General features: G+C 54.5%; 15 protein-coding genes, 6 tRNA genes and 2 rRNA genes. All 23 read right to left on the reverse strand.

All coding sequences use genetic code 11. The features are described from left to right. Positions 1-2: 2 nt before the first annotated feature. Positions 3-2,108 carry an elongation factor G gene (gene fusA, locus BKP64_RS12460; RefSeq protein ID WP_070970535.1) on the reverse strand — a complete coding sequence of 702 codons (2,106 nt, stop codon included), beginning with the start codon at positions 2,106-2,108 and terminating at the stop codon, positions 3-5. Positions 2,109-2,126: 18 nt separating this feature from the next. After that, a complete protein-coding gene (gene rpsG, locus BKP64_RS12465; protein ID WP_048497735.1) occupies positions 2,127-2,597 on the reverse strand; it encodes a 30S ribosomal protein S7 in 471 nt (156 codons plus the stop codon). Between the two features lie 115 nt (positions 2,598-2,712). Continuing rightward, complete coding sequence (rpsL, locus tag BKP64_RS12470; protein ID WP_012139854.1) at positions 2,713-3,087, reverse strand: 30S ribosomal protein S12; 375 nt, start codon at positions 3,085-3,087, stop codon at positions 2,713-2,715. Positions 3,088-3,254: 167 nt separating this feature from the next. Next, complete coding sequence (gene rpoC, locus BKP64_RS12475) at positions 3,255-7,469, reverse strand: DNA-directed RNA polymerase subunit beta' (protein ID WP_070970538.1); 4,215 nt, start codon at positions 7,467-7,469, stop codon at positions 3,255-3,257. A 76-nt stretch (positions 7,470-7,545) separates the two neighbouring features. Then, on the reverse strand, positions 7,546-11,625 hold the full coding sequence (gene rpoB, locus BKP64_RS12480; protein ID WP_070970540.1) for a DNA-directed RNA polymerase subunit beta: 4,080 nt from the start codon (positions 11,623-11,625) through the stop codon (positions 7,546-7,548). 241 nt (positions 11,626-11,866) lie between these two features. Then, positions 11,867-12,244: a 50S ribosomal protein L7/L12 gene (rplL, locus tag BKP64_RS12485; RefSeq protein WP_070970543.1), complete on the reverse strand. Its 378-nt coding sequence runs from the start codon at positions 12,242-12,244 to the stop codon at positions 11,867-11,869. 40 nt (positions 12,245-12,284) lie between these two features. After that, the gene (gene rplJ, locus BKP64_RS12490) at positions 12,285-12,815 is read right to left on the reverse strand and encodes a 50S ribosomal protein L10 (protein ID WP_070970547.1); all 531 of its coding nucleotides are present in this window, start codon (positions 12,813-12,815) and stop codon (positions 12,285-12,287) included. 266 nt (positions 12,816-13,081) lie between these two features. After that, positions 13,082-13,780 (reverse strand): 50S ribosomal protein L1, encoded by a 699-nt coding sequence (rplA, locus tag BKP64_RS12495; protein ID WP_070970550.1) that lies wholly within the window; start codon positions 13,778-13,780, stop codon positions 13,082-13,084. Between the two features lies 1 nt (position 13,781). After that, a complete protein-coding gene (gene rplK / locus BKP64_RS12500) occupies positions 13,782-14,213 on the reverse strand; it encodes a 50S ribosomal protein L11 (protein WP_070970553.1) in 432 nt (143 codons plus the stop codon). Positions 14,214-14,314: 101 nt separating this feature from the next. Then, positions 14,315-14,848, reverse strand: a complete 534-nt coding sequence (nusG, locus tag BKP64_RS12505) for a transcription termination/antitermination protein NusG (protein ID WP_070970556.1) — start codon at positions 14,846-14,848, stop codon at positions 14,315-14,317. 12 nt (positions 14,849-14,860) lie between these two features. Further along, on the reverse strand, positions 14,861-15,229 hold the full coding sequence (gene secE / locus BKP64_RS12510) for a preprotein translocase subunit SecE (RefSeq protein ID WP_070970559.1): 369 nt from the start codon (positions 15,227-15,229) through the stop codon (positions 14,861-14,863). Positions 15,230-15,262: 33 nt separating this feature from the next. Next, a tRNA-Trp gene (locus BKP64_RS12515) sits at positions 15,263-15,338 on the reverse strand. A 37-nt stretch (positions 15,339-15,375) separates the two neighbouring features. Further along, a complete protein-coding gene (gene tuf, locus BKP64_RS12520; protein WP_070970562.1) occupies positions 15,376-16,572 on the reverse strand; it encodes an elongation factor Tu in 1,197 nt (398 codons plus the stop codon). Between the two features lie 50 nt (positions 16,573-16,622). Continuing rightward, positions 16,623-16,698, reverse strand: a tRNA-Thr gene (locus BKP64_RS12525). A gap of 14 nt (positions 16,699-16,712) precedes the next feature. Beyond that, positions 16,713-16,787 (reverse strand) — tRNA-Gly (locus BKP64_RS12530). A 10-nt stretch (positions 16,788-16,797) separates the two neighbouring features. After that, positions 16,798-16,882, reverse strand: a tRNA-Tyr gene (locus tag BKP64_RS12535). 39 nt (positions 16,883-16,921) lie between these two features. Then, a tRNA-Thr gene (locus BKP64_RS12540) sits at positions 16,922-16,997 on the reverse strand. 31 nt (positions 16,998-17,028) lie between these two features. Then, positions 17,029-17,700, reverse strand: a complete 672-nt coding sequence (locus tag BKP64_RS12545; protein ID WP_070970566.1) for a hypothetical protein — start codon at positions 17,698-17,700, stop codon at positions 17,029-17,031. Beyond that, positions 17,697-18,431, reverse strand: a complete 735-nt coding sequence (locus BKP64_RS12550; RefSeq protein WP_070970569.1) for a type III pantothenate kinase — start codon at positions 18,429-18,431, stop codon at positions 17,697-17,699. Before BKP64_RS12550 ends, BKP64_RS12545 begins: the two co-directional genes overlap by 4 nt. Further along, on the reverse strand, positions 18,428-19,393 hold the full coding sequence (locus tag BKP64_RS12555) for a biotin--[acetyl-CoA-carboxylase] ligase (protein ID WP_070973671.1): 966 nt from the start codon (positions 19,391-19,393) through the stop codon (positions 18,428-18,430). Before BKP64_RS12555 ends, BKP64_RS12550 begins: the two co-directional genes overlap by 4 nt. A 276-nt stretch (positions 19,394-19,669) precedes the next feature. Next, a 5S ribosomal RNA gene (rrf, locus tag BKP64_RS12560) occupies positions 19,670-19,784 on the reverse strand. A gap of 83 nt (positions 19,785-19,867) precedes the next feature. Then, a 23S ribosomal RNA gene (locus tag BKP64_RS12565) occupies positions 19,868-22,761 on the reverse strand. A 350-nt stretch (positions 22,762-23,111) separates the two neighbouring features. Further along, positions 23,112-23,187 (reverse strand) — tRNA-Ala (locus BKP64_RS12570). Between the last annotated feature and the right edge of the window lie 50 nt (positions 23,188-23,237).

Raw genomic sequence — 23,237 nt, forward strand, 5'->3', positions numbered from 1 at the left:
GATCAACCCTTTTTAATGATCGCATCGGCAATGTTCGAAGGCGCCTCTGAGTAGCCAGAGAACTCCATCGCGTATGACGCCCGACCCTGCGTTGCAGAACGCAGATCGGTGGCGTAACCGAACATTTCCGACAACGGAACCTCTGCACGGATGACCTTGCCAGCAGGACCCTCGTCCATGCCCTGAATGACACCGCGACGACGGTTAAGGTCGCCAACAACGTCGCCCATATAGTCTTCCGGCGTCACCACCTCAACTCGCATGATCGGCTCAAGCAATGCCGGGTTCGCCTCGAGGGCACCCTTCTTCATCGCCATGGAACCCGCGACCTTAAAGGCCATTTCGTTGGAGTCGACGTCGTGATAGGAGCCGTCGTACAGGGTCGCCTTGATGCGCAGCAGCGGATAACCAGCCAGACAGCCGTTCTGCATCTGCTCTTCAATACCCTGCTGAACTGCCGGGATGTATTCCTTGGGAACAACACCACCAACAATCTCATTCACGAAGATAAAGTTGTCACCATCCTCATCATCAAGCGGCAGTGGCTCAAGCTTGATTTTGACGTGACCGTACTGACCACGACCACCGGACTGGCGAACAAACTTGCCCTCGACATCGACAGGCTTGCGAATGCATTCGCGATACGCAACCTGCGGCTTACCGATATTGGCATCCACCTTGAACTCGCGACGCATACGGTCAACGATAATATCGAGGTGCAACTCGCCCATACCGGAGATGATGGTCTGGCCCGACTCTTCATCGGTCCGAACACGGAACGACGGATCTTCCTGAGCCAACTTACCCAGAGCAACACCCATTTTTTCCTGGTCTGCCTTGGACTTCGGCTCTACTGCAACAGAGATAACCGGCTCAGGGAACTCCATGCGCTCAAGAACAATCTTGTTGTTCTCGTCACACAAGGTGTCACCGGTGGTTACACTCTTCAGACCGATCGCGGCTGCGATATCACCAGCCAGAACTTCTTTGATTTCCTGGCGGTCCTTCGAGTGCATCTGCACCATCCGGCCGACACGCTCTTTCTTCTGCTTAACAGAGTTATAAACCGCATTACCGGATTCAAGCTTACCGGAGTAAACCCGGAAGAAGGTCAGCGTACCAACAAACGGGTCGGTTGCGATCTTGAAAGCCAGGGCCGCAAACGGTGCGTCATCATCTGCCTGACGGGTCGCTTCCGTACCGTCTTCATCAATCTCGCCACGAATCGCCTTGACTTCGTCAGGCGCAGGCAGGAATTCGATGACCGAATCCAGCACAGCCTGAACACCCTTGTTCTTGAATGCAGAACCACAGGTCGCAACAACGATTTCGTTCGCCAGCGTACGCAAACGAAGACCTTTCTTGATGTCGTCGATGTTCAGCTCACCTTCGTCCAGGTAACGCTCCATCAACTCTTCGTTCGCTTCTGCAGCGGCTTCCATCATCTGCTCGCGATACATGGCGACTTCATCAACCATCTCTTCCGGGACGTCGCGTTGGTCATAGGTAGCACCCGCGTCGTCTTCGTTCCAGTAGATCGCCTTGTTACGAATCAGATCCACGATACCGGCAAAGTTATCTTCTGCACCGATCGGCAACTGAATGGGAACGGCGTTCGCACCCAGACGGTTCTTGATCTGGTCAACCACACGCAGGAAGTTGGCGCCTGCACGGTCCATCTTGTTGACGAACACCATGCGCGGAACTTCGTACTTGTTGGCCTGACGCCATACGGTTTCAGACTGTGGCTCAACACCGGAAGAACCGCAGAAAACGACAACAGCACCATCGAGCACACGCAGCGAGCGCTCTACTTCGATAGTAAAGTCGACGTGCCCCGGGGTGTCGATAATATTGATCCGATGCTCAGGATACTGCTTGTCCATGCCCTGCCAGAAGCAGGTAGTCGCAGCAGAGGTAATGGTAATACCACGCTCCTGCTCCTGCTCCATCCAGTCCATGGTAGCCGCACCATCATGAACTTCACCGATCTTGTGGGAAATGCCCGTATAGAACAGTACCCGCTCGGTGGTTGTGGTTTTGCCCGCATCAACGTGCGCACAAATACCAATGTTTCTGTAACGCTTGATAGGAGTCTTGCGTGCCACTGTATAAACCTCGGCTGATTAGAAACGGAAGTGAGAGAACGCCTTGTTGGCTTCTGCCATGCGGTGAACATCTTCACGCTTCTTAACAGCGGAGCCTTTGCTGTCAGCGGCGTCCAGGATTTCACCAGCCAGACGCTGTGCCATGGACTTCTCACCGCGCTTCCGTGAGTATTCTACGAGCCAGCGCATGGCCAGCGCATTCTGACGGGAAGGCCGTACTTCTACGGGCACCTGGTAGGTAGCACCACCAACACGACGGGACTTGACCTCGACCATCGGCTGGATGTTTTCCAGGGCCTTCTCGAACATGTCGATCGGCTCTTCCTTTGATTTCTCGGCAACAATATCGAGCGCGCCATAAACAATGCGCTCTGCAACGGATTTCTTACCGCTTTCCATCACGTGGTTGATGAACTTGGCAAGACGTGCACTGCCGAACTTGGGATCCGGGATAATTTCCCGTTTTGCTGCAACTCTTCTTCTAGGCATCGATAAGCCCTTATATATCTAAAGGTCTTCAGGAACCCCTGAGATAGCTCAAATGCTACTCAGCCTTACTCTTACCGTTCTGACAAGCAACGATAAAAGACACCCGCGTGGGACATCAGGACTTGGGTCGTTTTGCACCGTACTTGGAGCGGCCCTGCTTACGGTTCTGCACACCCTGGGTGTCCAGTGTTCCGCGAACAGTGTGATAGCGCACACCCGGAAGGTCTTTTACTCGACCGCCACGGATTAGCACAACACTGTGCTCCTGAAGGTTGTGACCTTCACCACCAATGTATGACGAAACCTCGAAGCCGTTTGTCAGACGAACACGGCACACTTTACGCAGTGCTGAGTTCGGCTTCTTCGGCGTTGTGGTGTACACACGAGTGCAAACACCACGGCGCTGAGGACAGGCCTGAAGAGCAGGAACATCGCTCTTGGCTACCTTGCGCTTACGAGGCTTACGCACCAACTGATTAATCGTTGCCATGTAAGCAAACTCCAAAAAACCATATCAATGAAACTTACCCCCAATGAAGGGGGTAAAATTTAAGGGACGCAAGTGTAAGCCTGCGCCCCTGGACAGTCAAGAAGACTGATCTCTTTTTAACCACCTACCGGATAGGTATCTACCCGGAGGTGGTGCACCGGCTCAACTCAGCTTTCGCGGTTGAGCTCGGCGCTCAGAGCCTCTTCCACGTCTGCCGCAGTCACGCCCTGGGCTTCCAGTTCACGTTTGCGACGACGCTCGGCATGGTAAGCCAGACCGGTTCCAGCCGGAATCAGTCGACCAACCACAACGTTTTCTTTCAGACCGCGCAGGTAATCCCGCTTCCCGGTCACTGCACCTTCGGTGAGTACACGGGTGGTCTCCTGGAACGAAGCCGCGGAAATGAACGACTCGGTTGCCAGTGACGCCTTGGTGATACCCAGCAGCAGACGATCGAACCGTGCCGGCTCCTTGTCTCCCGCGTTGGCGCTCTCGTTTTCCTCGAGCACCTGAGTAATTTCCACCTGGTCGCCGGAGAGCAGGGTTGTGTCGCCCGGGTCCGTTATTTCAACCTTCCGCAACATCTGACGAACGATAACCTCAATGTGTTTATCGTTGATGACAACACCCTGCAGACGATAAACGTCCTGAATCTCGTTGGTAATGTACTTGGCCAACTCGACCACACCCAGCAGACGTAGAATGTCATGCGGGTTGGACGGACCGTCGGAAATCACCTCACCCTTCTCGACCGTTTCACCTTCGAAGACGTTCAGCTGACGGTGCTTCGGAATCAGCACTTCGTAAGCGTCACTATCCTTCGGAGTGATCACCAGCCGCTTCTTGCCCTTGGTTTCCTTACCAAAGGAGACCATGCCGCTGATTTCGGCAAGAATAGAAGACTCTTTCGGGCGACGTGCCTCGAACAGGTCGGCAACCCTTGGCAGACCACCGGTAATGTCCCGGGTCTTGGAGCTTTCCTGCGGAATCCGGGCGACAACATCACCCAGTTCGATCCGGGCGCCGTTGGCCATTGTGACCAGGGCATTTGCCGGAAGGAAGAAGATCGCTGTACCACCACCTGGCAGCTCGACTTCTTCTCCCTTTTCATCGATCAACTGGATAGCCGGACGGATGTCCTTGCCAGCTGCCGGGCGCTCTTTCGGGTCAATAACCTCCATGGTCGACAGGCCGGTCAGCTCGTCGGTCTGGGTACGGACGGTGATGCCCTGGTCCATGTTGACAAACTTCGCGGTTCCGCCCGCTTCCGCAATAATCGGATGCGTGTGCGGATCCCACTTGGCCACCGCAACACCTGCCTCAACCGCATCACCATGCTTCACAGAGAGCACGGCACCGTATGGCAGCTTATACCATTCACGCTCACGACCCTGGTCATCAGCGATGGCCAGCGCAGAGGAGCGAGAGATAACCACAAGAGATCCGTCGCTCTTCTCGATGGATTTCAGGTTATGCAAACGAACCGTACCACCATGCTTGACCTGGATATTATCTACAGCAGAGGCCCGGCTTGCAGCACCACCGATGTGGAAAGTCCGCATGGTCAGCTGTGTACCTGGCTCACCGATGGACTGTGCAGCGATAACGCCCACTGCCTCACCAACGTTAACCCGGTGCCCACGCGCCAGATCACGCCCATAACACTTGGAACAGATACCATGACGGGTTTCGCAGGTAATCGCTGAACGTACCCACACTTCATCCACACCGGCCCGTTCCAGGGTCTCAACAGTTTTCTCGTCAAGCAGGGTGCCAGCAGTGACAACTGCGTTGTCCTTGTCGGTCGGAGTGAACGCATCACGGGCCGTTACACGACCCAGAACACGGTCGCCCAGCGGCACAACAACGTCGCCACCTTCGATGTGCGGGGTCATCAGCAGGCCTTCGTCGGTACCGCAATCTTCCTCGGTAACCACCAGATCCTGGGAAACGTCAACCAGACGACGAGTCAGGTAACCGGAGTTCGCAGTCTTCAGCGCTGTATCTGCCAGACCCTTACGAGCACCGTGAGTCGAGATGAAGTACTGAAGTACGTTCAGACCCTCACGGAAGTTCGCAGTGATCGGCGTTTCGATGATGGAGCCATCCGGCTTGGCCATCAGACCACGCATACCAGCGAGCTGACGAATCTGGGCCGCGGAGCCTCGGGCACCGGAATCCGCCATCATGTAGACCGAGTTGAAGGATTCCTGCATGACATACTCGCCATCCTCACCCTTCACCGGCTGACCATCCGGACCAATGACCTGCTCTTTGGCCAGCCGCTCCATCATCGCCTTGGAGACCTTGTCGTTGGCGCGGGACCAGATATCGATAACCTTGTTGTACTTCTCGCCTTGGGTCAGCAGACCGGACGCGTACTGGGTTTCGATGTCTTTTACTTCCTGGGAAGCGGCGTCAACCAGTTCGTACTTCTCCGGGGGAATCTCGAAATCGTTAAAGCCGATGGAGATACCGGATACCGTCGCATAGTGATAGCCCATGTACATGAGCTGGTCTGCGAAGATTACGGTGTCTTTCAAACCGGCATCGCGATAACAGGTGTTGATCAGGTTCGAGATTGCCTTCTTGACCATCGGCTTGTTGACCAGCTCAAACGAGAGGCCATCCGGCACGATATCAAACAGCAGGGCGCGCCCGACCGTGGTATCAACAATGTTATAGGCTTCAGTACGCGAGCCGTCTTCGGCAATTGCAACTTCCTTCACGCGCACTTTGACTCGCGCCTGAAGATCAACCTTGCCAGCACCGTAGGCCCGGTGCGCCTCTTTGACGTCCGCGAAGGTCATGCCTTCACCGGGCGCGTTCTTGCGCTCCCGGGTCATGTAGTACAGACCCAGAACCACGTCCTGGGACGGTACAATGATCGGTTCGCCGTTGGCCGGTGACAGTACGTTGTTGGTGGACATCATCAACGCACGGGCTTCGAGCTGCGCTTCCAGGGTCAGCGGTACGTGAACCGCCATCTGGTCACCGTCAAAGTCGGCGTTGTAGGCCGCGCAGACCAGTGGGTGCAACTGGATAGCCTTGCCTTCGATCAGTACCGGCTCGAACGCCTGAATACCCAGACGGTGCAGGGTCGGCGCACGGTTCAGCATGATCGGGTGTTCACGAATGACCTCGTCCAGGATGTCCCAGACCACGCCTTCTTCGCGCTCAACCATCTTCTTGGCCGCCTTGATCGTGGTCGCCAGACCGCGGTGCTCAAGCTTGGAGAAGATAAACGGCTTAAACAGCTCCAGAGCCATCTTTTTGGGCAGACCACACTGGTGCAGACGCAGGTAGGGACCAACCACGATCACGGAACGACCGGAGTAGTCTACGCGCTTGCCCAGCAGGTTCTGACGGAAACGACCCTGCTTACCTTTGATCATGTCTGCCAGAGACTTCAGCGGACGCTTGTTAGTGCCGGTGATGGCACGGCCGCGACGGCCGTTGTCCAACAACGCATCAACCGCTTCCTGAAGCATCCGTTTTTCGTTGCGCACGATAATGTCTGGAGCATTCAGCTCCAGCAGGCGCTTGAGACGGTTGTTCCGGTTGATTACCCGACGGTAAAGATCGTTCAAATCCGAGGTCGCAAAACGACCACCGTCCAGCGGAACCAACGGGCGCAAATCCGGCGGCAGAACCGGCAGAACGGTCATCACCATGTCGCCCGGCTTGTTACCGGAATACAGGAAGGCCTCAAGAATTTTCAGACGCTTGCTGAACTTCTTGATTTTGGTTTCGGAATTGGTCTGCGGAATTTCTTCACGCAGCGCATCCACTTCCGCCTGCAGATCAATATCTTCAAGCAGTTGCTTTACGGCCTCGGCGCCCATACGGGCATCAAACTCGTCGCCAAACTCTTCAAGCGCTTCGTAATACTGCTCGTCGTTCAGCAGCTGACCGCGCTCCAGCGTGGTCATACCCGGGTCAATCACAATGAAGGACTCGAAGTACAGCACACGCTCGATATCGCGCAGCGTCATGTCCAGCATCAAACCGATGCGAGACGGCAGTGATTTCAGGAACCAGATATGGGCAACCGGACTGGCCAGTTCAATATGACCCATACGCTCACGGCGAACGCTCGCCAGTGCCACTTCCACGCCACACTTCTCGCAGATAACACCGCGATGCTTCAGGCGCTTGTATTTGCCGCACAGGCACTCGTAGTCCTTGATCGGGCCGAAGATCTTGGCACAGAAAAGACCGTCACGCTCCGGTTTGAAGGTACGGTAATTGATAGTCTCAGGCTTCTTCACTTCACCAAAAGACCACGAGCGAATCATGTCAGGCGATGCCAGGCCTATTCGGATGGCATCAAATTCCTTGCTTTGGTTCTGGCTCTTGAGAAGATTCAGCAAATCTTTCATCAGTAAAAGCTCCGGATGGCGTTAATCTCGGGCGGGCACACCAGGTGCCCGCTCACGCTGCCAAAAACAATTCGGCTCACTCGGATTCCAGCTCGATGTCGATACCCAACGAGCGGATCTCCTTGACAAGAACGTTGAAGGACTCGGGCATACCCGGCTCCATGCGATGATCGCCATCGACAATGTTCTTGTACATCTTGGTCCGACCATTCACATCGTCAGACTTCACGGTGAGCATCTCCTGCAGCGTATACGCCGCACCGTAAGCCTCAAGGGCCCACACTTCCATCTCACCGAAGCGCTGGCCACCGAACTGCGCCTTACCACCCAGCGGCTGCTGGGTAACCAGGCTGTAGGATCCGGTGGAACGAGCGTGCATCTTGTCGTCGATCAGGTGGTTCAACTTCAGGATGTACATATAACCAACCGTCACCGGGCGGTCGAACATATCCCCGGTGCGACCATCGTACAGCATGGTCTGACCAGTGGTGCTCAGCCCTGCCAGTTCAAGCATGTGCTTCACCTCGGCTTCCTTGGCACCGTCGAAGACCGGCGTTGCCATGGGAACTCCGCCACGGAGGTTGTGGCACATTTCCAGAATTTCCTTGTCAGACAAGGAATCCAGATCCACCTTGAACACTTCGTCTGAATGATTGTAGATCTCATCCAGCAGCTTGCGTAACTCTGCCACTTTACGCTGCTCGTCCAGCATCTGGCTGATTCGCTCACCCAGACCTTTGGCCGCTGCGCCCAGATGGGTCTCAAGCACCTGACCTACGTTCATCCGAGACGGAACACCCAGCGGATTCAGAACGACATCAACCGTATTGCCGTACTCATCGTAAGGCATGTCTTCGATCGGCATTACCGACGAAATAACACCCTTGTTACCGTGACGACCGGCCATTTTGTCGCCCGGCTGGATACGACGCTTGATAGCGAGGTACACCTTGACGATCTTGAGCACGCCAGGCGCAAGGTCATCGCCCTGCTGCAGCTTGCCCTTCTTGTCGTCAAATCGTGCTTCGTGTTCCTTCTTCCGGTCCTCAAGGCCCTGCTCGGATTTCTCCAGCAGTTCATTCAAACCATCGTCTTTCATACGAAGCTTGAACCAATCGGAGCGTGGCAGCTCGGCAAGATAGCTCTCTTCCAGCGCCGCGCCCTTTTTCAGACCCGGACCACTAATGACTTCCTGCCCTTTCAGAGCATTGATCAGCCGCTCAAAGGTAGCACCTTCAACAATCCGGTATTCGTCCTTCAGATCTTTCCGGTACTGATTAAGCTGCTCTTTCTCAATGGACTGCGCCCGCTGATCCTTTTCGATGCCATCACGGGTAAAGACCTGCACATCGATAACAGTACCGCGGGTACCGGTCGGAACACGTGAAGATGTGTCCTTCACATCCGACGCCTTCTCACCAAAAATAGCCCTCAGCAGCTTCTCTTCCGGAGTCAGCTGGGTTTCACCCTTCGGTGTCACCTTGCCAACCAGAATGTCGCCAGGCCCGACTTCTGCACCGATGTACACGATGCCGGACTCATCCAGCTTGGACAGCGCGCTTTCACCAACGTTCGGAATATCCGCGGTGATTTCTTCGCTACCCAGTTTGGTATCCCGAGCCACACAGGTCAGTTCCTGAATGTGGATGGTGGTCAGGCGATCTTCCTGAACCACTTTCTCGGAGATGAGTATGGAGTCCTCAAAGTTATAACCATTCCACGGCATGAACGCGATGCGCATGTTCTGCCCGAGCGCCAGCTCACCCAAATCCACGGACGGGCCGTCGGCCAAAACATCACCACGGGCAATCACATCGCCCTGACGAACAATCGAGCGCTGGTTAATGCAGGTATTCTGGTTAGAACGGGTGTATTTGGTGAGATTGTAAATATCCACACCGGCGTCGCCCGCCTCTGTTTCTGCATTATCGACGCGGACCACGATACGGGCGGCGTCAACACTCTCAATGACACCACCACGGCGAGCGGTCACACAGACACCAGAATCCTGAGCCACAGTTCGCTCAACCCCGGTACCAACGAGGGGCACCTGGGAACGCAGAGTTGGAACCGCCTGACGCTGCATGTTCGCACCCATCAGGGCCCGGTTAGCGTCATCGTGCTCAAGGAACGGAATCAGAGATGCGGCCACAGAAACTACCTGGCGCGGCGACACATCCATGAAGTTCACGCTTTCCGGTGGCGTGACCGTAAATTCGTTCTGGTGACGTACAGTAACCAGCTCATCGGTGAGGCGCTTGCTTTCTTCGTCCATGGCCGCGCTGGCCTGGGCGATGACATAGTTGCTCTCTTCGATCGCAGACAGGTAGACCACTTCGTCGGTCACCACGCCTTCAACAACTTTCCGATACGGGCTCTCCAGGAAGCCGTAGGAGTTGGAACGGGCATAGGTGGCCAGCGAGTTGATCAGACCGATGTTCGGGCCTTCGGGCGTCTCGATTGGACACACCCGACCATAATGCGTCGGGTGAACGTCACGAACTTCGAAGCCGGCACGCTCACGGGTCAGGCCGCCGGGTCCAAGAGCCGAAATACGGCGCTTGTGAGTCACCTCGGAAAGGGGGTTGTTCTGGTCCATAAACTGGGACAGCTGACTGGACCCGAAGAATTCTTTAACCGCGGCAGCCACCGGCTTGGCGTTAATCAGATCCTGCGGCATCAGGCCTTCGCTTTCAGCAAGACTCAGACGCTCACGAACCGCACGCTCAACCCGCACCAGACCAACGCGGAACTGGTTTTCAGCCATTTCGCCAACGCAGCGAACACGACGGTTACCCAGGTTATCGATGTCATCCACATTGCCCTGGCCGTTGCGGATATCGATCAGGGTCTTGAGGACATCGATGATGTCTTCGTGGGTCAGTGTGCCTTCACCGGTACTCTCCTCGCGACGCAGTCGGCGATTGAGCTTCATACGACCCACTGAAGACAGGTCGTAACGCTCTTCGGAGAAGAACAGGTTGTTGAACAGATTTTCCGCCGACTCTTTGGTTGGCGGCTCGCCAGGACGCATCATGCGGTAGATTTCAACCAGCGCCTCAAGCGGCGTACGGGTCGGATCAATCCGCAGGGTATCAGACATGAACGGACCACAGTCCAGATCGTTGGTGTACAGAGTCTCAATCTCAGTAACACCCGCATCCAGGATCTTGGTGATCAGCTCCTCAGTCAGCTCGGAGTTACACTCAACCAGCACTTCACCAGTTTTGGTGTCGACCATATCTTTCGCCAGCACACGGCCATAGAGATACTCGGTCGGCACTTCCAGTTCGTTAATACCGGCTTTTTCCAGCTGCTTGATGTGGCGTGCCGTAATCCGGCGGCCCTCTTCGGCGATGACGTTACCTTCGTTATCTTTAATATCGAAGGTTGCAATGTCGCCACGCAGACGGCTTGGCACCAGTTCCAGCTTGCACACCTCGGCGCCCAGGCTGAACTTACTGGTCTCAAAAAACATCTCGAGCATCTGCTCGGAGGTGTAGCCCAGCGAGCGCAACAGGATCGAAGCAGGCAGTTTCCGGCGACGGTCGATACGAACGAACACGGCGTCCTTGGGATCGAACTCGAAGTCCAACCAGGACCCACGGTAAGGAATCACCCGGGCTGAATAAAGCAGCTTGCCGGACGAGTGGGTTTTACCCTTGTCGTGATCGAAGAACACACCCGGTGAGCGGTGGAGCTGGGAAACAATAACACGCTCGGTACCGTTGATAACGAAGGTACCGTTCTCGGTCATCAAGGGCATTTCGCCCATGTATACTTCCTGCTCTTTAATGTCCTTGATCGCCTTGTTGGACGATTCCTTATCGTAAATGATAAGGCGGACTTTCACCCGCAGCGGCGCTGCGTAGGTTACGCCCCTAAGCTGGCATTCCTTGACATCGAAAACCGGCTCGCCAATACGGTAACTCACGTATTCGAGCGCGGCGTTGCCAGAATAACTGACAATCGGGAATACGGATTTGAATGCTGCGTGAAGACCGGTTTCCCGACGGTCCTCAGGAGCGGCTTCCATTTGGAGGAAGTCCCGGAACGAATCCAGCTGAATAGACAGCAAATAGGGGACGTCCATCACGGAAGGCAATTTACTAAAATCTTTGCGAATCCGCTTTTTCTCAGTGTAGGAGTAAGTCATCTGCATTCCCCAGCTTTAGACCTGATACCTGGTATCAAGAAGCAACCATTGTTCTGCTTCGGGGCCGAATTGCTCGGCTTATCGCGCCGTCTTGAACAAGACTCTGGCTGTAGGTTTTAGATCCGAATTCGATCCTTTATTACTCACCAGACTCTATAGCATATACAACAGAAAAAGGCCGGTGGCACTATGCCACCAGCCTATCCATGCTTAATGCACGGTTTCGATCAACAGCCGACTCTTACTTAAGCTCAACAGAAGCGCCTGCTTCCTCAAGCTTCTTCTTGGCAGCTTCAGCGTCGTCTTTGCTAGCAGCTTCCTTGATTGCGGAAGGTGCGCTGTCGACCATTTCTTTAGCTTCTTTCAGACCCAGGCCGGTCAGTTCACGAACGGCCTTGATTACGTTGACCTTCTTCTCACCAGGACCGGTAAGAATAACGTCAAATTCGGTCTGCTCTTCAGCAGCGGCGGCATCGCCACCAGCGGCAGCAGGCGCAGCAGCAACGGCTGCAGCGGCAGACACGCCGAATTTCTCTTCCATTGCTTCAACAAGCGCAACTACGTCCATTACGCTCATTTCTGCGATTGCGTTCAAAATGTCTTCGTTAGACAGAGCCATGACTTTCTCCCAAAAATATAAAAAATGGTGTTCAACAGAATCAAGCAGCTTCTTGCTTCTGGTCGCGAACTGCCGCTACAGCACGAGTCACTTTCGAAGGAACTTCGTTCAGTGTACGTGCCAGCTTGGTGATCGGTGCCTGTGTAACTGCGGCCAGCATTGTCAACGCTTCGTGACGTGTTGGCAGCTTGGCAAGGCGATCAATCTGGTCTGCACCCATCAGCTCTCCGCCGACGGCCAGTGCCTTGATCTCAAACGCCTCTTTCTCTTTGGCAAAATCCTTTAACAGACGCGCTGCCGCGCCCGGATCTTCCATAGAGAATGCCAGAATGGTCGGGCCAACCAGAACTTCGTCGATGCACGCAAACTCGGTACCACGAATCGCAATCTTTGCCAGGTTGTTACGAACAACCTTCAGACGCACATTCTCGGCACGAGCTTTGGCACGAAGCGCCGTCATGTCACCAGAGGTAACACCACGATAATCAGCCAGAACCACAGACAGAGCACCACCGGCAGTCTCGTTGACTTCAGCGACGATCGCTTTCTTGTCTTCGAGTCTAATTGCCACTGGATTTCTCCTCGATTTCGCCAGGGGTATTCCCGGCAAACCCATCATTGCCCTGGAAGCCTTTATACAACCGGATAACCTCGGTCATATTCAGCTTCCTTTCGGGCGCCTTAACGGTGTTTGGGTTCAGAGAGAACGTCTTCACACCGTCTGCGCAGGCGTTGCTTTAACCCTTTCAGCCCTCTTCAAGAAAGGACTTCGGGGGCCTGCGGTCTTTGACAGCCTTGGCTTCCGCCCAGACTACAAAGCAACTATCAATCAAAGGGTCAGACTGTCAAACCACTCTGATCAATAGTCAGGCCAGGTCCCATAGTCGAGGAAACGGTGATCTTTTTAAGATACACACCTTTCGCCGACGATGGCTTGGCCTTTTTCAGGTCTGCAATCAGAGCCTCAAGGTTTTCCTTGATGTTCTGCGCAGAGAATTCAACGTTACCCAGCGGAGCATGGATAATGCCGTTCTTGTCGGTGCGGTAACGGACCTGGCCGGCTTTGGCATTCTTCACCGCAGTCTCAACATCAGGTGTAACCGTGCCCACTTTCGGGTTCGGCATCAGGCCACGCGGCCCAAGAATCTGGCCCAGCTGACCAACAACACGCATGGCATCCGGCGTGGCAATAACCACGTCGAAGTCCATGTTGCCTTTCTTGACTTCGGCTGCCAGGTCATCCATACCAACTATGTCAGCGCCAGCTGCCGTAGCTTTCTCGGCATTCGCGCCCTGGGTAAATACGGCGACACGTACGGTTTTGCCGGTACCATGTGGAAGAACAGTGCTGCTACGGACAACCTGATCCGATTTACGCGCATCCACACCAAGGTTTACAGCGACGTCGACGGACTCTTTGAACTTCACGTTCTGGCCCAGTTCAACGAGAAGAGCTACCGCTTCGTCTACGGAGTAGGCACGGGCCGGGTCGACCTTTTCACGAATCAGCTTCTGACGCTTGCTCAGCTTTGCCATGTTACAGGCCCTCCACGTTCAGGCCCATGCTACGGGCTGTTCCTGCAATGGTACGAACCGCTGCATCCATATCGGCTGCAGTAAGATCCGGCTCCTTGGTTTTAACAATTTCTTCGAGCTGCTCGCGGGTCACAGTACCGACCTTGTCAGTATTCGGGCGACCAGAGCCACTCTTGATACCGGCTGCTTTCTTAAGCAAAACCGGAGCCGGCGGAGTCTTGGTAATAAAGGTAAAGCTGCGATCGCTGTAAACAGTGATAACAGTTGGAATCGGCAGACCAGGTTCCATATCCTGAGTCTGGGCGTTGAACGCCTTACAGAACTCCATGATATTCACGCCGCGCTGACCCAATGCAGGACCAACGGGCGGACTTGGGTTGGCCTTGCCGGCAGCAACCTGAAGCTTGATGTAGGCTTCAATCTTCTTAGCCATGATAAATCTCCTTTGGGTTCAAACGCTTTTCAGCTCCCCGGTTCAGACACAAAAAGCCCGCGTCGCCAATGCGCGCGAGCTTTCAGCTTTTAAGGTGCCGTCTAGTCCTTCTCGACCTGACCAAACTCCAGCTCAACCGGAGTTGACCGACCAAAGATCAAGACAGCTACCTTGACTCGACTCTTGTCGTAGTCGACTTCCTCAACAACGCCATTGAAGTCAGCAAACGGCCCTTCAACAACCCGAACAACCTCGCCCGGCTCGAACAGAGTCTTCGGCTTAGGCTTCTCAGCACCACTCTCTACGCGGCGCAGAATAGCCTCAGCTTCGCGCTCAGTAATCGGAGCAGGTTTATCCTTGGTACCACCAATGAATCCCAGAACCCGCGGCGTGTTTTTAACAAGGTGCCACGTCGCATCATCCATTTCCATCTGCACGAGTACGTACCCGGGATAGAACTTCCGCTCACTCTTGCGCTTTTTCCCGTCGCGCATTTCGACAACTTCTTCGGTAGGAACCAGGATTTCACCAAACCTGTCCTCCATACCCTCCAGCGCAACACGCTCCCTAAGAGTGCGCATTACGTGCTTTTCGAAGCCAGAATACGCATGAACGACGTACCAGCGCTTAGCCATTGCCCACTCCCGTTAACCGATAAATCCGGCGACCAACAAACTGATCAGCGAGTCCATGCCCCACAACAAAAGAGCCACAACCAGAACAAACACCACAACAATCAGTGTTGTCTGAACAAGCTCGGGCCTAGTGGGCCAAACCACCTTCCGGATCTCAACCCTTGCCTCTTTCAGAAGCGTCGCGAAACGACGCCCGCGATCAGTCTGCAGCGCAACGAAAGCAGCTACGATAGCAAGACCCACAAGAGCCAGAACCCGATAAAGAAGGGACTCGGCACTAAAATACTGATTGCCCACCACACCGATGGCAATCAGAGCGAAAACAACCAGCCATTTCAGAAAATCGAAACGACTGGGTGACTGAACGGCTTTTGACTCCATAGGAATCAACTTATGTATCCGGAAGTTAAAAAATGGCAGGCCAGGAGGGAATCGAACCCCCAACCTGCGGTTTTGGAGACCGCTGCTCTGCCAATTGAGCTACTGGCCTGCACCGAAACAACTCAGCGCACTTACTCTCGAGTATATTACTCGATGATCTTAGAGACCACGCCGGCACCAACGGTACGGCCGCCTTCGCGAATCGCGAAGCGCAGTCCATCTTCCATGGCGATCGGAGCGATCAGGGTAACACTCATCTTCACGTTGTCACCCGGCATAACCATTTCCACGCCTTCCGGCAGTTCACAGGAACCAGTTACGTCAGTGGTACGGAAGTAGAACTGTGGACGATAGCCCTTGAAGAACGGAGTATGACGACCACCTTCTTCTTTGGACAGCACGTACACTTCACACTCGAACTTGGTGTGTGGCTTGATAGAGCCTGGCACACACAGAACCTGACCACGCTCAACGTCGTCACGCTTGGTACCACGCAGCAGAACACCCACGTTCTCACCGGCACGACCTTCGTCGAGCAGCTTGCGGAACATCTCAACACCGGTGCAAGTGGTCTTGACGGTATCCTTGATGCCGACAATTTCCACTTCGTCACCAACCTTGACGATACCACGCTCAACACGACCGGTAACAACGGTACCACGACCCGAAATGGAGAATACGTCCTCAATCGGCATCAGGAACGGCTGATCAATCGCACGCTCTGGCTCAGGGATGTAATCATCCAGGGCTTCTACCAGCTTCTTAACAGCGGTAGTACCCATCTCATTGTCATCTTTACCTTCCAGCGCCATTAGCGCTGAACCAGTAATGATCGGAGTATCGTCGCCCGGGAAGTCGTACTGACTCAGGAGTTCACGCACCTCCATCTCAACCAGCTCAAGCAGCTCTTCATCGTCCACCATGTCCGCTTTATTCAGGAACACGACAATGTAAGGAACGCCGACCTGACGGGACAGCAGGATGTGCTCACGAGTCTGCGGCATGGGGCCGTCAGCTGCGGAACAAACCAGAATCGCACCGTCCATCTGCGCCGCACCAGTGATCATGTTTTTCACATAGTCAGCGTGGCCCGGGCAATCAACGTGCGCATAGTGGCGAGAAGGAGAATCGTACTCCACGTGGGAAGTTGCGATGGTAATACCACGCGCCCTTTCTTCAGGAGCGTTATCGATCTGGTCGAACGCGCTCGCAGAACCCGTACCCCAAACTTCGTGACACACACGAGTCAGAGCTGCGGTCAGAGTAGTCTTACCATGATCCACGTGGCCGATGGTGCCCACGTTCAAGTGCGGCTTATTACGTTCAAACTTAGACTTAGACATTCGACCAATCCCCCTAATCAACCTGGATCGTCACGTTGACCGGATTAATATGGAGCTCATGGGCGGATTTGAACCGCCGACCTCACCCTTACCAAGGGTGTGCTCTACCAACTGAGCTACATGAGCATTACAAATCAAAATGGAGCGGGCAGCGGGAATCGAACCCGCGTCATCAGCTTGGAAGGCTGAGGTAATAGCCACTATACGATGCCCGCGAGCAATAAGTGGTGGAGGGGGCAGGATTCGAACCTGCGAAGGCGATGCCGTCAGATTTACAGTCTGATCCCTTTGGCCACTCGGGAACCCCTCCGAGTCAAATTCGCTTACGCGAATTTGGTAAAACTAAAAGTGGAGCTGGCGGACGGAATCGAACCCCCGACCTGCTGATTACAAGTCAGCTGCTCTACCAACTGAGCTACGCCAGCTCACATTCGCCTCGTCAGCGAGGGCGGTATACTACGGATTTTTTTTGGGCGTTGCAACACTTTCACAAGCGTTGATTTCGACGAAATCGAATTTCCTGCCGTAATCCATTTCTACCGCCTGAACCATTTCTTTTGCAAGTTCTGGTTCAGCCTCAAAAGAGAGCGCGTAGCTTATCTGATTTCGGGGGAAGTTGGCCAGTACCACATTAAGTTTCTGACGTTTTTTTTCTTCAAGCACGGATTTTGCAGCTTCACGGGACTCAAAAAGCCCAAGGGATATCGCATTTCGATTCTCGCCTTCAGTAACGAGATAGGAATCGATTCCCTGTCGCTGAATATCCCGGAACTTCCTCCGTGCCACTTCCGGGGGCTGGGGGGGAATAATTACCCAATGCAAAGCAGGCAATTCCCTCTCTACCTCATGAACTGTAAAACCCAATTCTTTGGCGAGGGGCTGGCGGTCAATAAGCGCCTCGGCGGCATCGGGTGAGTCAATCCAGCCAACTCTGACGCAGGAAAGTCCTTCGACCGTGGACAGCGGGGCAACACCACCTGTAGATTTAGGGCTCGAGGCCTTGAGGCTCGCAACTCTAGGCAGATTTCCACTGGCAACAACGCCTGACCGTTGAGCCGGCTCGAACGCGCCGGAGAAATACCAAACGCCAACATTCAGGGTCAGTGCGACGATTGCGAGCCACTTCATGCCCCGTGATCCTCCGCATCAATTGCACCCAGCCCATCAAGCACCAAAGAGGGATGGTGAACGCCAGCCAAGCCAAGACCAATCAGGCGTTCGGCATCGCCCCCCGTCACCAGAACGTCTTTGAGTCCGCAGGCCTTTGCATCGCTATCTATTTGCCGAACCATCGCCCCGAACAGCCACGCCAAACCATGATTCACACACTCGCCGGTACTGGCGCCCGGGCGGGTATCCAAAACCTGGGCCGGATCAAAGCGGATTCTCGCAGCGTCGGTTTTGAGACTCCGGAGCATCATGTGCAAACCGGGCAGAATAAAGCCGCCAAGATGTCGGCCACTTGGGTCGACATAATCCACAGTTACGGCGCTGCCGGCATCAACCACTACAAACCCACACCTGGACAGCTGCCACGCCCCGTACATGGCATGCCAACGGTCGGCCCCCATACGTGAAAAGTCGTTATAGGCATTGACTAGCCCTTGACGCCTGGCCTCCGCCCAGTAAAACGTTACCGGCGCATTGAAACGGCTCTTCAGGTGGCCCAAAAGTGCCTGCCTCTTGTCCTCAGATGCGACCGTCGATATGGACACGCGGGATACTGCGCCAACCGGTGCTGACATGCCCTGCAACGGATCGGAGGAATCAAGGACACCGACACCCTCTTCGATAACCTGCCCAACTTGCTCCACGCGCCATTTCAGCCGGGAATTCCCGGCATCAACCAACAGCCTCATGAGGTCACCCGAAGGCTGATTTCACCAGCACGAACAGGAATCACTTCCCGCTCGGTACGAAGCAGGTAATTGCCATTCTCATCAATGCCCGACCCTGTGCCCTTTATCTCACCCCCCCTTGCCTCGACCTGTTTACCCAAAAAGATATCCCGTTTTTGCCAAGGCTCACGGAAATCACGAAACCCCTGGTCGGAGAATAGGCGTGCAGCATCGACCACCGCAGTGATGATTGCACCAGCAATGCGGTTACGGGACCACTCAAGGCCCGGAAAAGCCGTTGCCAGGCTACTCCACGGCTGATCAGCTCCTTCCAGGTCTGACATATGAACATTAATTCCAATACCTGCGACCACCTGAACAACCCCTTCCTGCAACTCTCCCTGCAGCTCCACAAGAATGCCACCCAGCTTTCCATGGGGAAGAAAGACGTCATTGGGCCACTTCAAGCCAATCTCCGAGGCACCCAGTTGCTCAAGAGCATTGGCGACGGCAACCCCCAGAACCAGACTGAGCCCGTCAAGAACCGCGAATCCGCCGTGGAAGGTAAGACCCATGCTCAGGTACAGATTTTCGCCGCGGGGACTAATCCAGCTCCGGCCCCTCCGTCCGCGTCCCGCCGTTTGGCAGTCGGCAACGGAAACAGGGAGCCCCTCACCGTCTTTCGAGATCTGCCGGAGAACTTCGGCATTGGTCGAGTCCACCTCATCAAGTACCCTCAGGGCCAGCCTCGCCCTAAGCTCCGGCGCCAGCCCTCCCAGAATTAGATCAGGGTCAAGCAGGTCAACGCGAGAAACCAACTGATAACCTCGACCCCGTATGGTCTCTATTTTGAACCCTTCGTCCATAGCGCGGCGAACCTGCTTCCATACAGCGGTTCGACTTACACCAAGGAGGCCCGCAAGGGCCTCACCGGAATGAACCTGTCCATCACTGAGCAGGGTAATGAGTGCTTTGGTTTTCATTAGAGTAAATCCGGGCAGGAGAGTGAGTAACGCCGGATTAAACACCACACGAGCGGAAAAAACAAAGTCAGTGCCGTTTTCCGACTTGGGAAGCCCGGCTAGCTGACCTGGAAAAGGGGTGGGTGTCAGGTTCACTTTGATTGCGAAATTTTCGCCTTTCACTGTCAAAACAACCGCCTGGGCGTCACCCGTGGGATGAAGCATGCCCTGGTTCACTTTGTTCGGGCCATAAAAAAACCCCCAACGGTATTCCGCTGGGGGTTTTTGGTATTAAGAGTCTGACGATGACCTACTCTCACATGGGCAATGCCACACTACCATCGGCGCAGGCCTGTTTCACGTCTGAGTTCGGGATGGGATCAGGTGGTTCCAAGCCGCTATGGTCGTCAGACAAAACGGTTGATCACTGGGGGACGAGATGGAAACGGGTGATGTTGATTTCGTTGCGCTATCCGCAATTGTCTTGGGTGTTATATAGTCAAGCCGCACGAGCAATTAGTATCGGTTAGCTCAACGCCTCGCAGCGCTTACACACCCGACCTATCAACGTCCTGGTCTTGAACGGCTCTTCAGGGACCTCGAAGGTCCAGGGAGATCTCATCTTGGAAGGGGCTTCCCGCTTAGATGCTTTCAGCGGTTATCCTATCCGAACATAGCTACCGGGCAATGCGTCTGGCGACACAACCCGAACACCAGCGGTTCGTCCACTCCGGTCCTCTCGTACTAGGAGCAGCTTTCCTCAAATCTCCAACGTCCACGGCAGATAGGGACCGAACTGTCTCACGACGTTCTAAACCCAGCTCGCGTACCACTTTAAATGGCGAACAGCCATACCCTTGGGACCGGCTTCAGCCCCAGGATGTGATGAGCCGACATCGAGGTGCCAAACACCGCCGTCGATGTGAACTCTTGGGCGGTATCAGCCTGTTATCCCCGGAGTACCTTTTATCCGTTGAGCGATGGCCCTTCCATACAGAACCACCGGATCACTATGACCTACTTTCGTACCTGCTCGACGTGTCTGTCTCGCAGTCAAGCGGGCTTGTGCCATTACACTAACCGTACGATGTCCGACCGTACTTAGCCCACCTTTGTGCTCCTCCGTTACGCTTTGGGAGGAGACCGCCCCAGTCAAACTACCCACCACACAGTGTCCTCAACCCCGATAAGGGGTCCAAGTTAGAACCTCAAACATGTCAGGCTGGTATTTCAAGGTTGGCTCCACGACGACTGGCGTCGCCGCTTCAAAGCCTCCCAGCTATCCTACACAAACATGCTCAAAGTTCACTGTGAAGCTATAGTAAAGGTTCACGGGGTCTTTCCGTCTAGCCGCGGATACACCGCATCTTCACGGCGATTTCAATTTCACTGAGTCTCGGGTAGAGACAGCGCCCCCATCGTTACGCCATTCGTGCAGGTCGGAACTTACCCGACAAGGAATTTCGCTACCTTAGGACCGTTATAGTTACGGCCGCCGTTTACCGGGGCTTCGATCAAGAGCTTCGCACGAATGCTAACCCCATCAATTAACCTTCCGGCACCGGGCAGGCGTCACACCGTATACGTCCACTTTCGTGTTTGCACAGTGCTGTGTTTTTAATAAACAGTCGCAGGGGCCTGGTATCTTCGACTGGCTTCTGCTCCACCCGCAGGGGCTTCACATACCACCAGCGTGCCTTCTCCCGAAGTTACGGCACCATTTTGCCTAGTTCCTTTACCCGAGTTCTCTCAAGCGCCTTGGTATTCTCTACCTGACCACCTGTGTCGGTTTGGGGTACGGTCTCGAATAGCCTGAAGCTTAGAAGATTTTCCTGGAAGCAGGGCATCAATGACTTCCCGCCCTAAAAGGGCAGTCGTCGTCGCGTCTCAGGATTGTGGACCCGGATTTGCCTAAGTCCACTCCCTACTCGCTTAAACCGGGACAACCGTCGCCCGGCTCACCTAGCCTTCTCCGTCTCTCCATCGCAGCTATCCAAGGTACGGGAATATTAACCCGTTTCCCATCGACTACACCTTTCGGTCTCGCCTTAGGGGCCGACTCACCCTGCGCCGATTAGCGTTGCGCAGGAACCCTTGGTCTTCCGGCGTGCGGGTTTTTCACCCGCATTGTCGTTACTCATGTCAGCATTCGCACTTCTGATACCTCCAGCATGCTTCTCAACACACCTTCGCAGGCTTACAGAACGCTCCCCTACCCCGCATACAAAGTATGCAGCCGCAGCTTCGGTGACCAGTTTGAGCCCCGTTACATCTTCCGCGCAGGCCGACTCGACTAGTGAGCTATTACGCTTTCTTTAAAGGATGGCTGCTTCTAAGCCAACCTCCTAGCTGTCTGAGCCTTCCCACATCGTTTCCCACTTAACTGGTACTTGGGGACCTTAGCTGGCGGTCTGGGTTGTTTCCCTCTTCACGACGGACGTTAGCACCCGCCGTGTGTCTCCCGGATAGTACTCACAGGTATTCGGAGTTTGCATCGGGTTGGTAAGTCGGGATGACCCCCTAGCCGAAACAGTGCTCTACCCCCTGTGGTATTCGTCCGAGGCGCTACCTAAATAGCTTTCGGGGAGAACCAGCTATCTCCGGGCTTGATTAGCCTTTCACTCCGATCCACAAGTCATCCCCTGGCTTTTCAACGACAGTGGGTTCGGTCCTCCAGTTGATGTTACTCAACCTTCAACCTGCTCATGGATAGATCGCCCGGTTTCGGGTCTATGCCCAGCGACTAAATCGCCCTATTCAGACTCGGTTTCCCTACGGCTCCCCTAAACGGTTAACCTCGCCACTGAACATAAGTCGCTGACCCATTATACAAAAGGTACGCCGTCACAGAACAAGTCTGCTCCGACTGCTTGTACGCATACGGTTTCAGGATCTATTTCACTCCCCTCACAGGGGTTCTTTTCGCCTTTCCCTCACGGTACTGGTTCACTATCGGTCAGTCAGGAGTATTTAGCCTTGGAGGATGGTCCCCCCATATTCAGACAGGATACCACGTGTCCCGTCCTACTCGATTTCACTAAACTCAGGTTTCGGATACGGGGCTATCACCCACTATGGCGGCACTTTCCAGAGCCTTCTCCTACCAGTTGTTTAGCTTAAGGGCTAATCCCCGTTCGCTCGCCGCTACTTAGGGAATCTCGGTTGATTTCTTTTCCTCGGGGTACTTAGATGTTTCAGTTCCCCCGGTTCGCCCCTTACACCTATGTATTCAGTGCAAGGTACCTGGCCGAAACCAGGTGGGTTTCCCCATTCAGAAATGTCCGGATCACAGCTCGTTTGCCAGCTCCCCGAACCTTATCGCAGGCTTCCACGTCTTTCATCGCCTCTGACTGCCAAGGCATCCACCGTATGCGCTTAGTTGCTTGACTATATAACCCCAAGACAACTGATCTGGACTTCAACATGAACAAGAGCCCCGACACCACCGAAGTGACACCAGCTTTCCCATCCAGGATGAGGTTCAGAGACAGTCGCTCGAAGTCATATACAACCACTTCAACGACAACACCGGATAACGCTTGAAATCGTTATCACTCTGATCAATGAATTCCGGAGATAATGGAATCCATCAATCGTGTTTCTATCTCGTCCAATTTGTTAAAGAGCAAATCTGACCCAGTGATCAGAAAGAAGAACTTCACCCAACAACCGCTGTCATCGTGATGAAATGCTTGTTTCTGTACACTGATCGCAACCCGAAGGTTCGTCAGTAGAGTTTTGGTGGAGCTAGGCAGGATCGAACTGCCGACCTCCTGCGTGCAAGGCAGGCGCTCTCCCAGCTGAGCTATAGCCCCATTCAAGCTATTACAAGAATTGTTCAGATCTAGGCGTGTTCGGGCGCCGC

Source organism: Marinobacter salinus (assembly GCF_001854125.1).
Lineage (GTDB): Bacteria > Pseudomonadota > Gammaproteobacteria > Pseudomonadales > Oleiphilaceae > Marinobacter > Marinobacter salinus.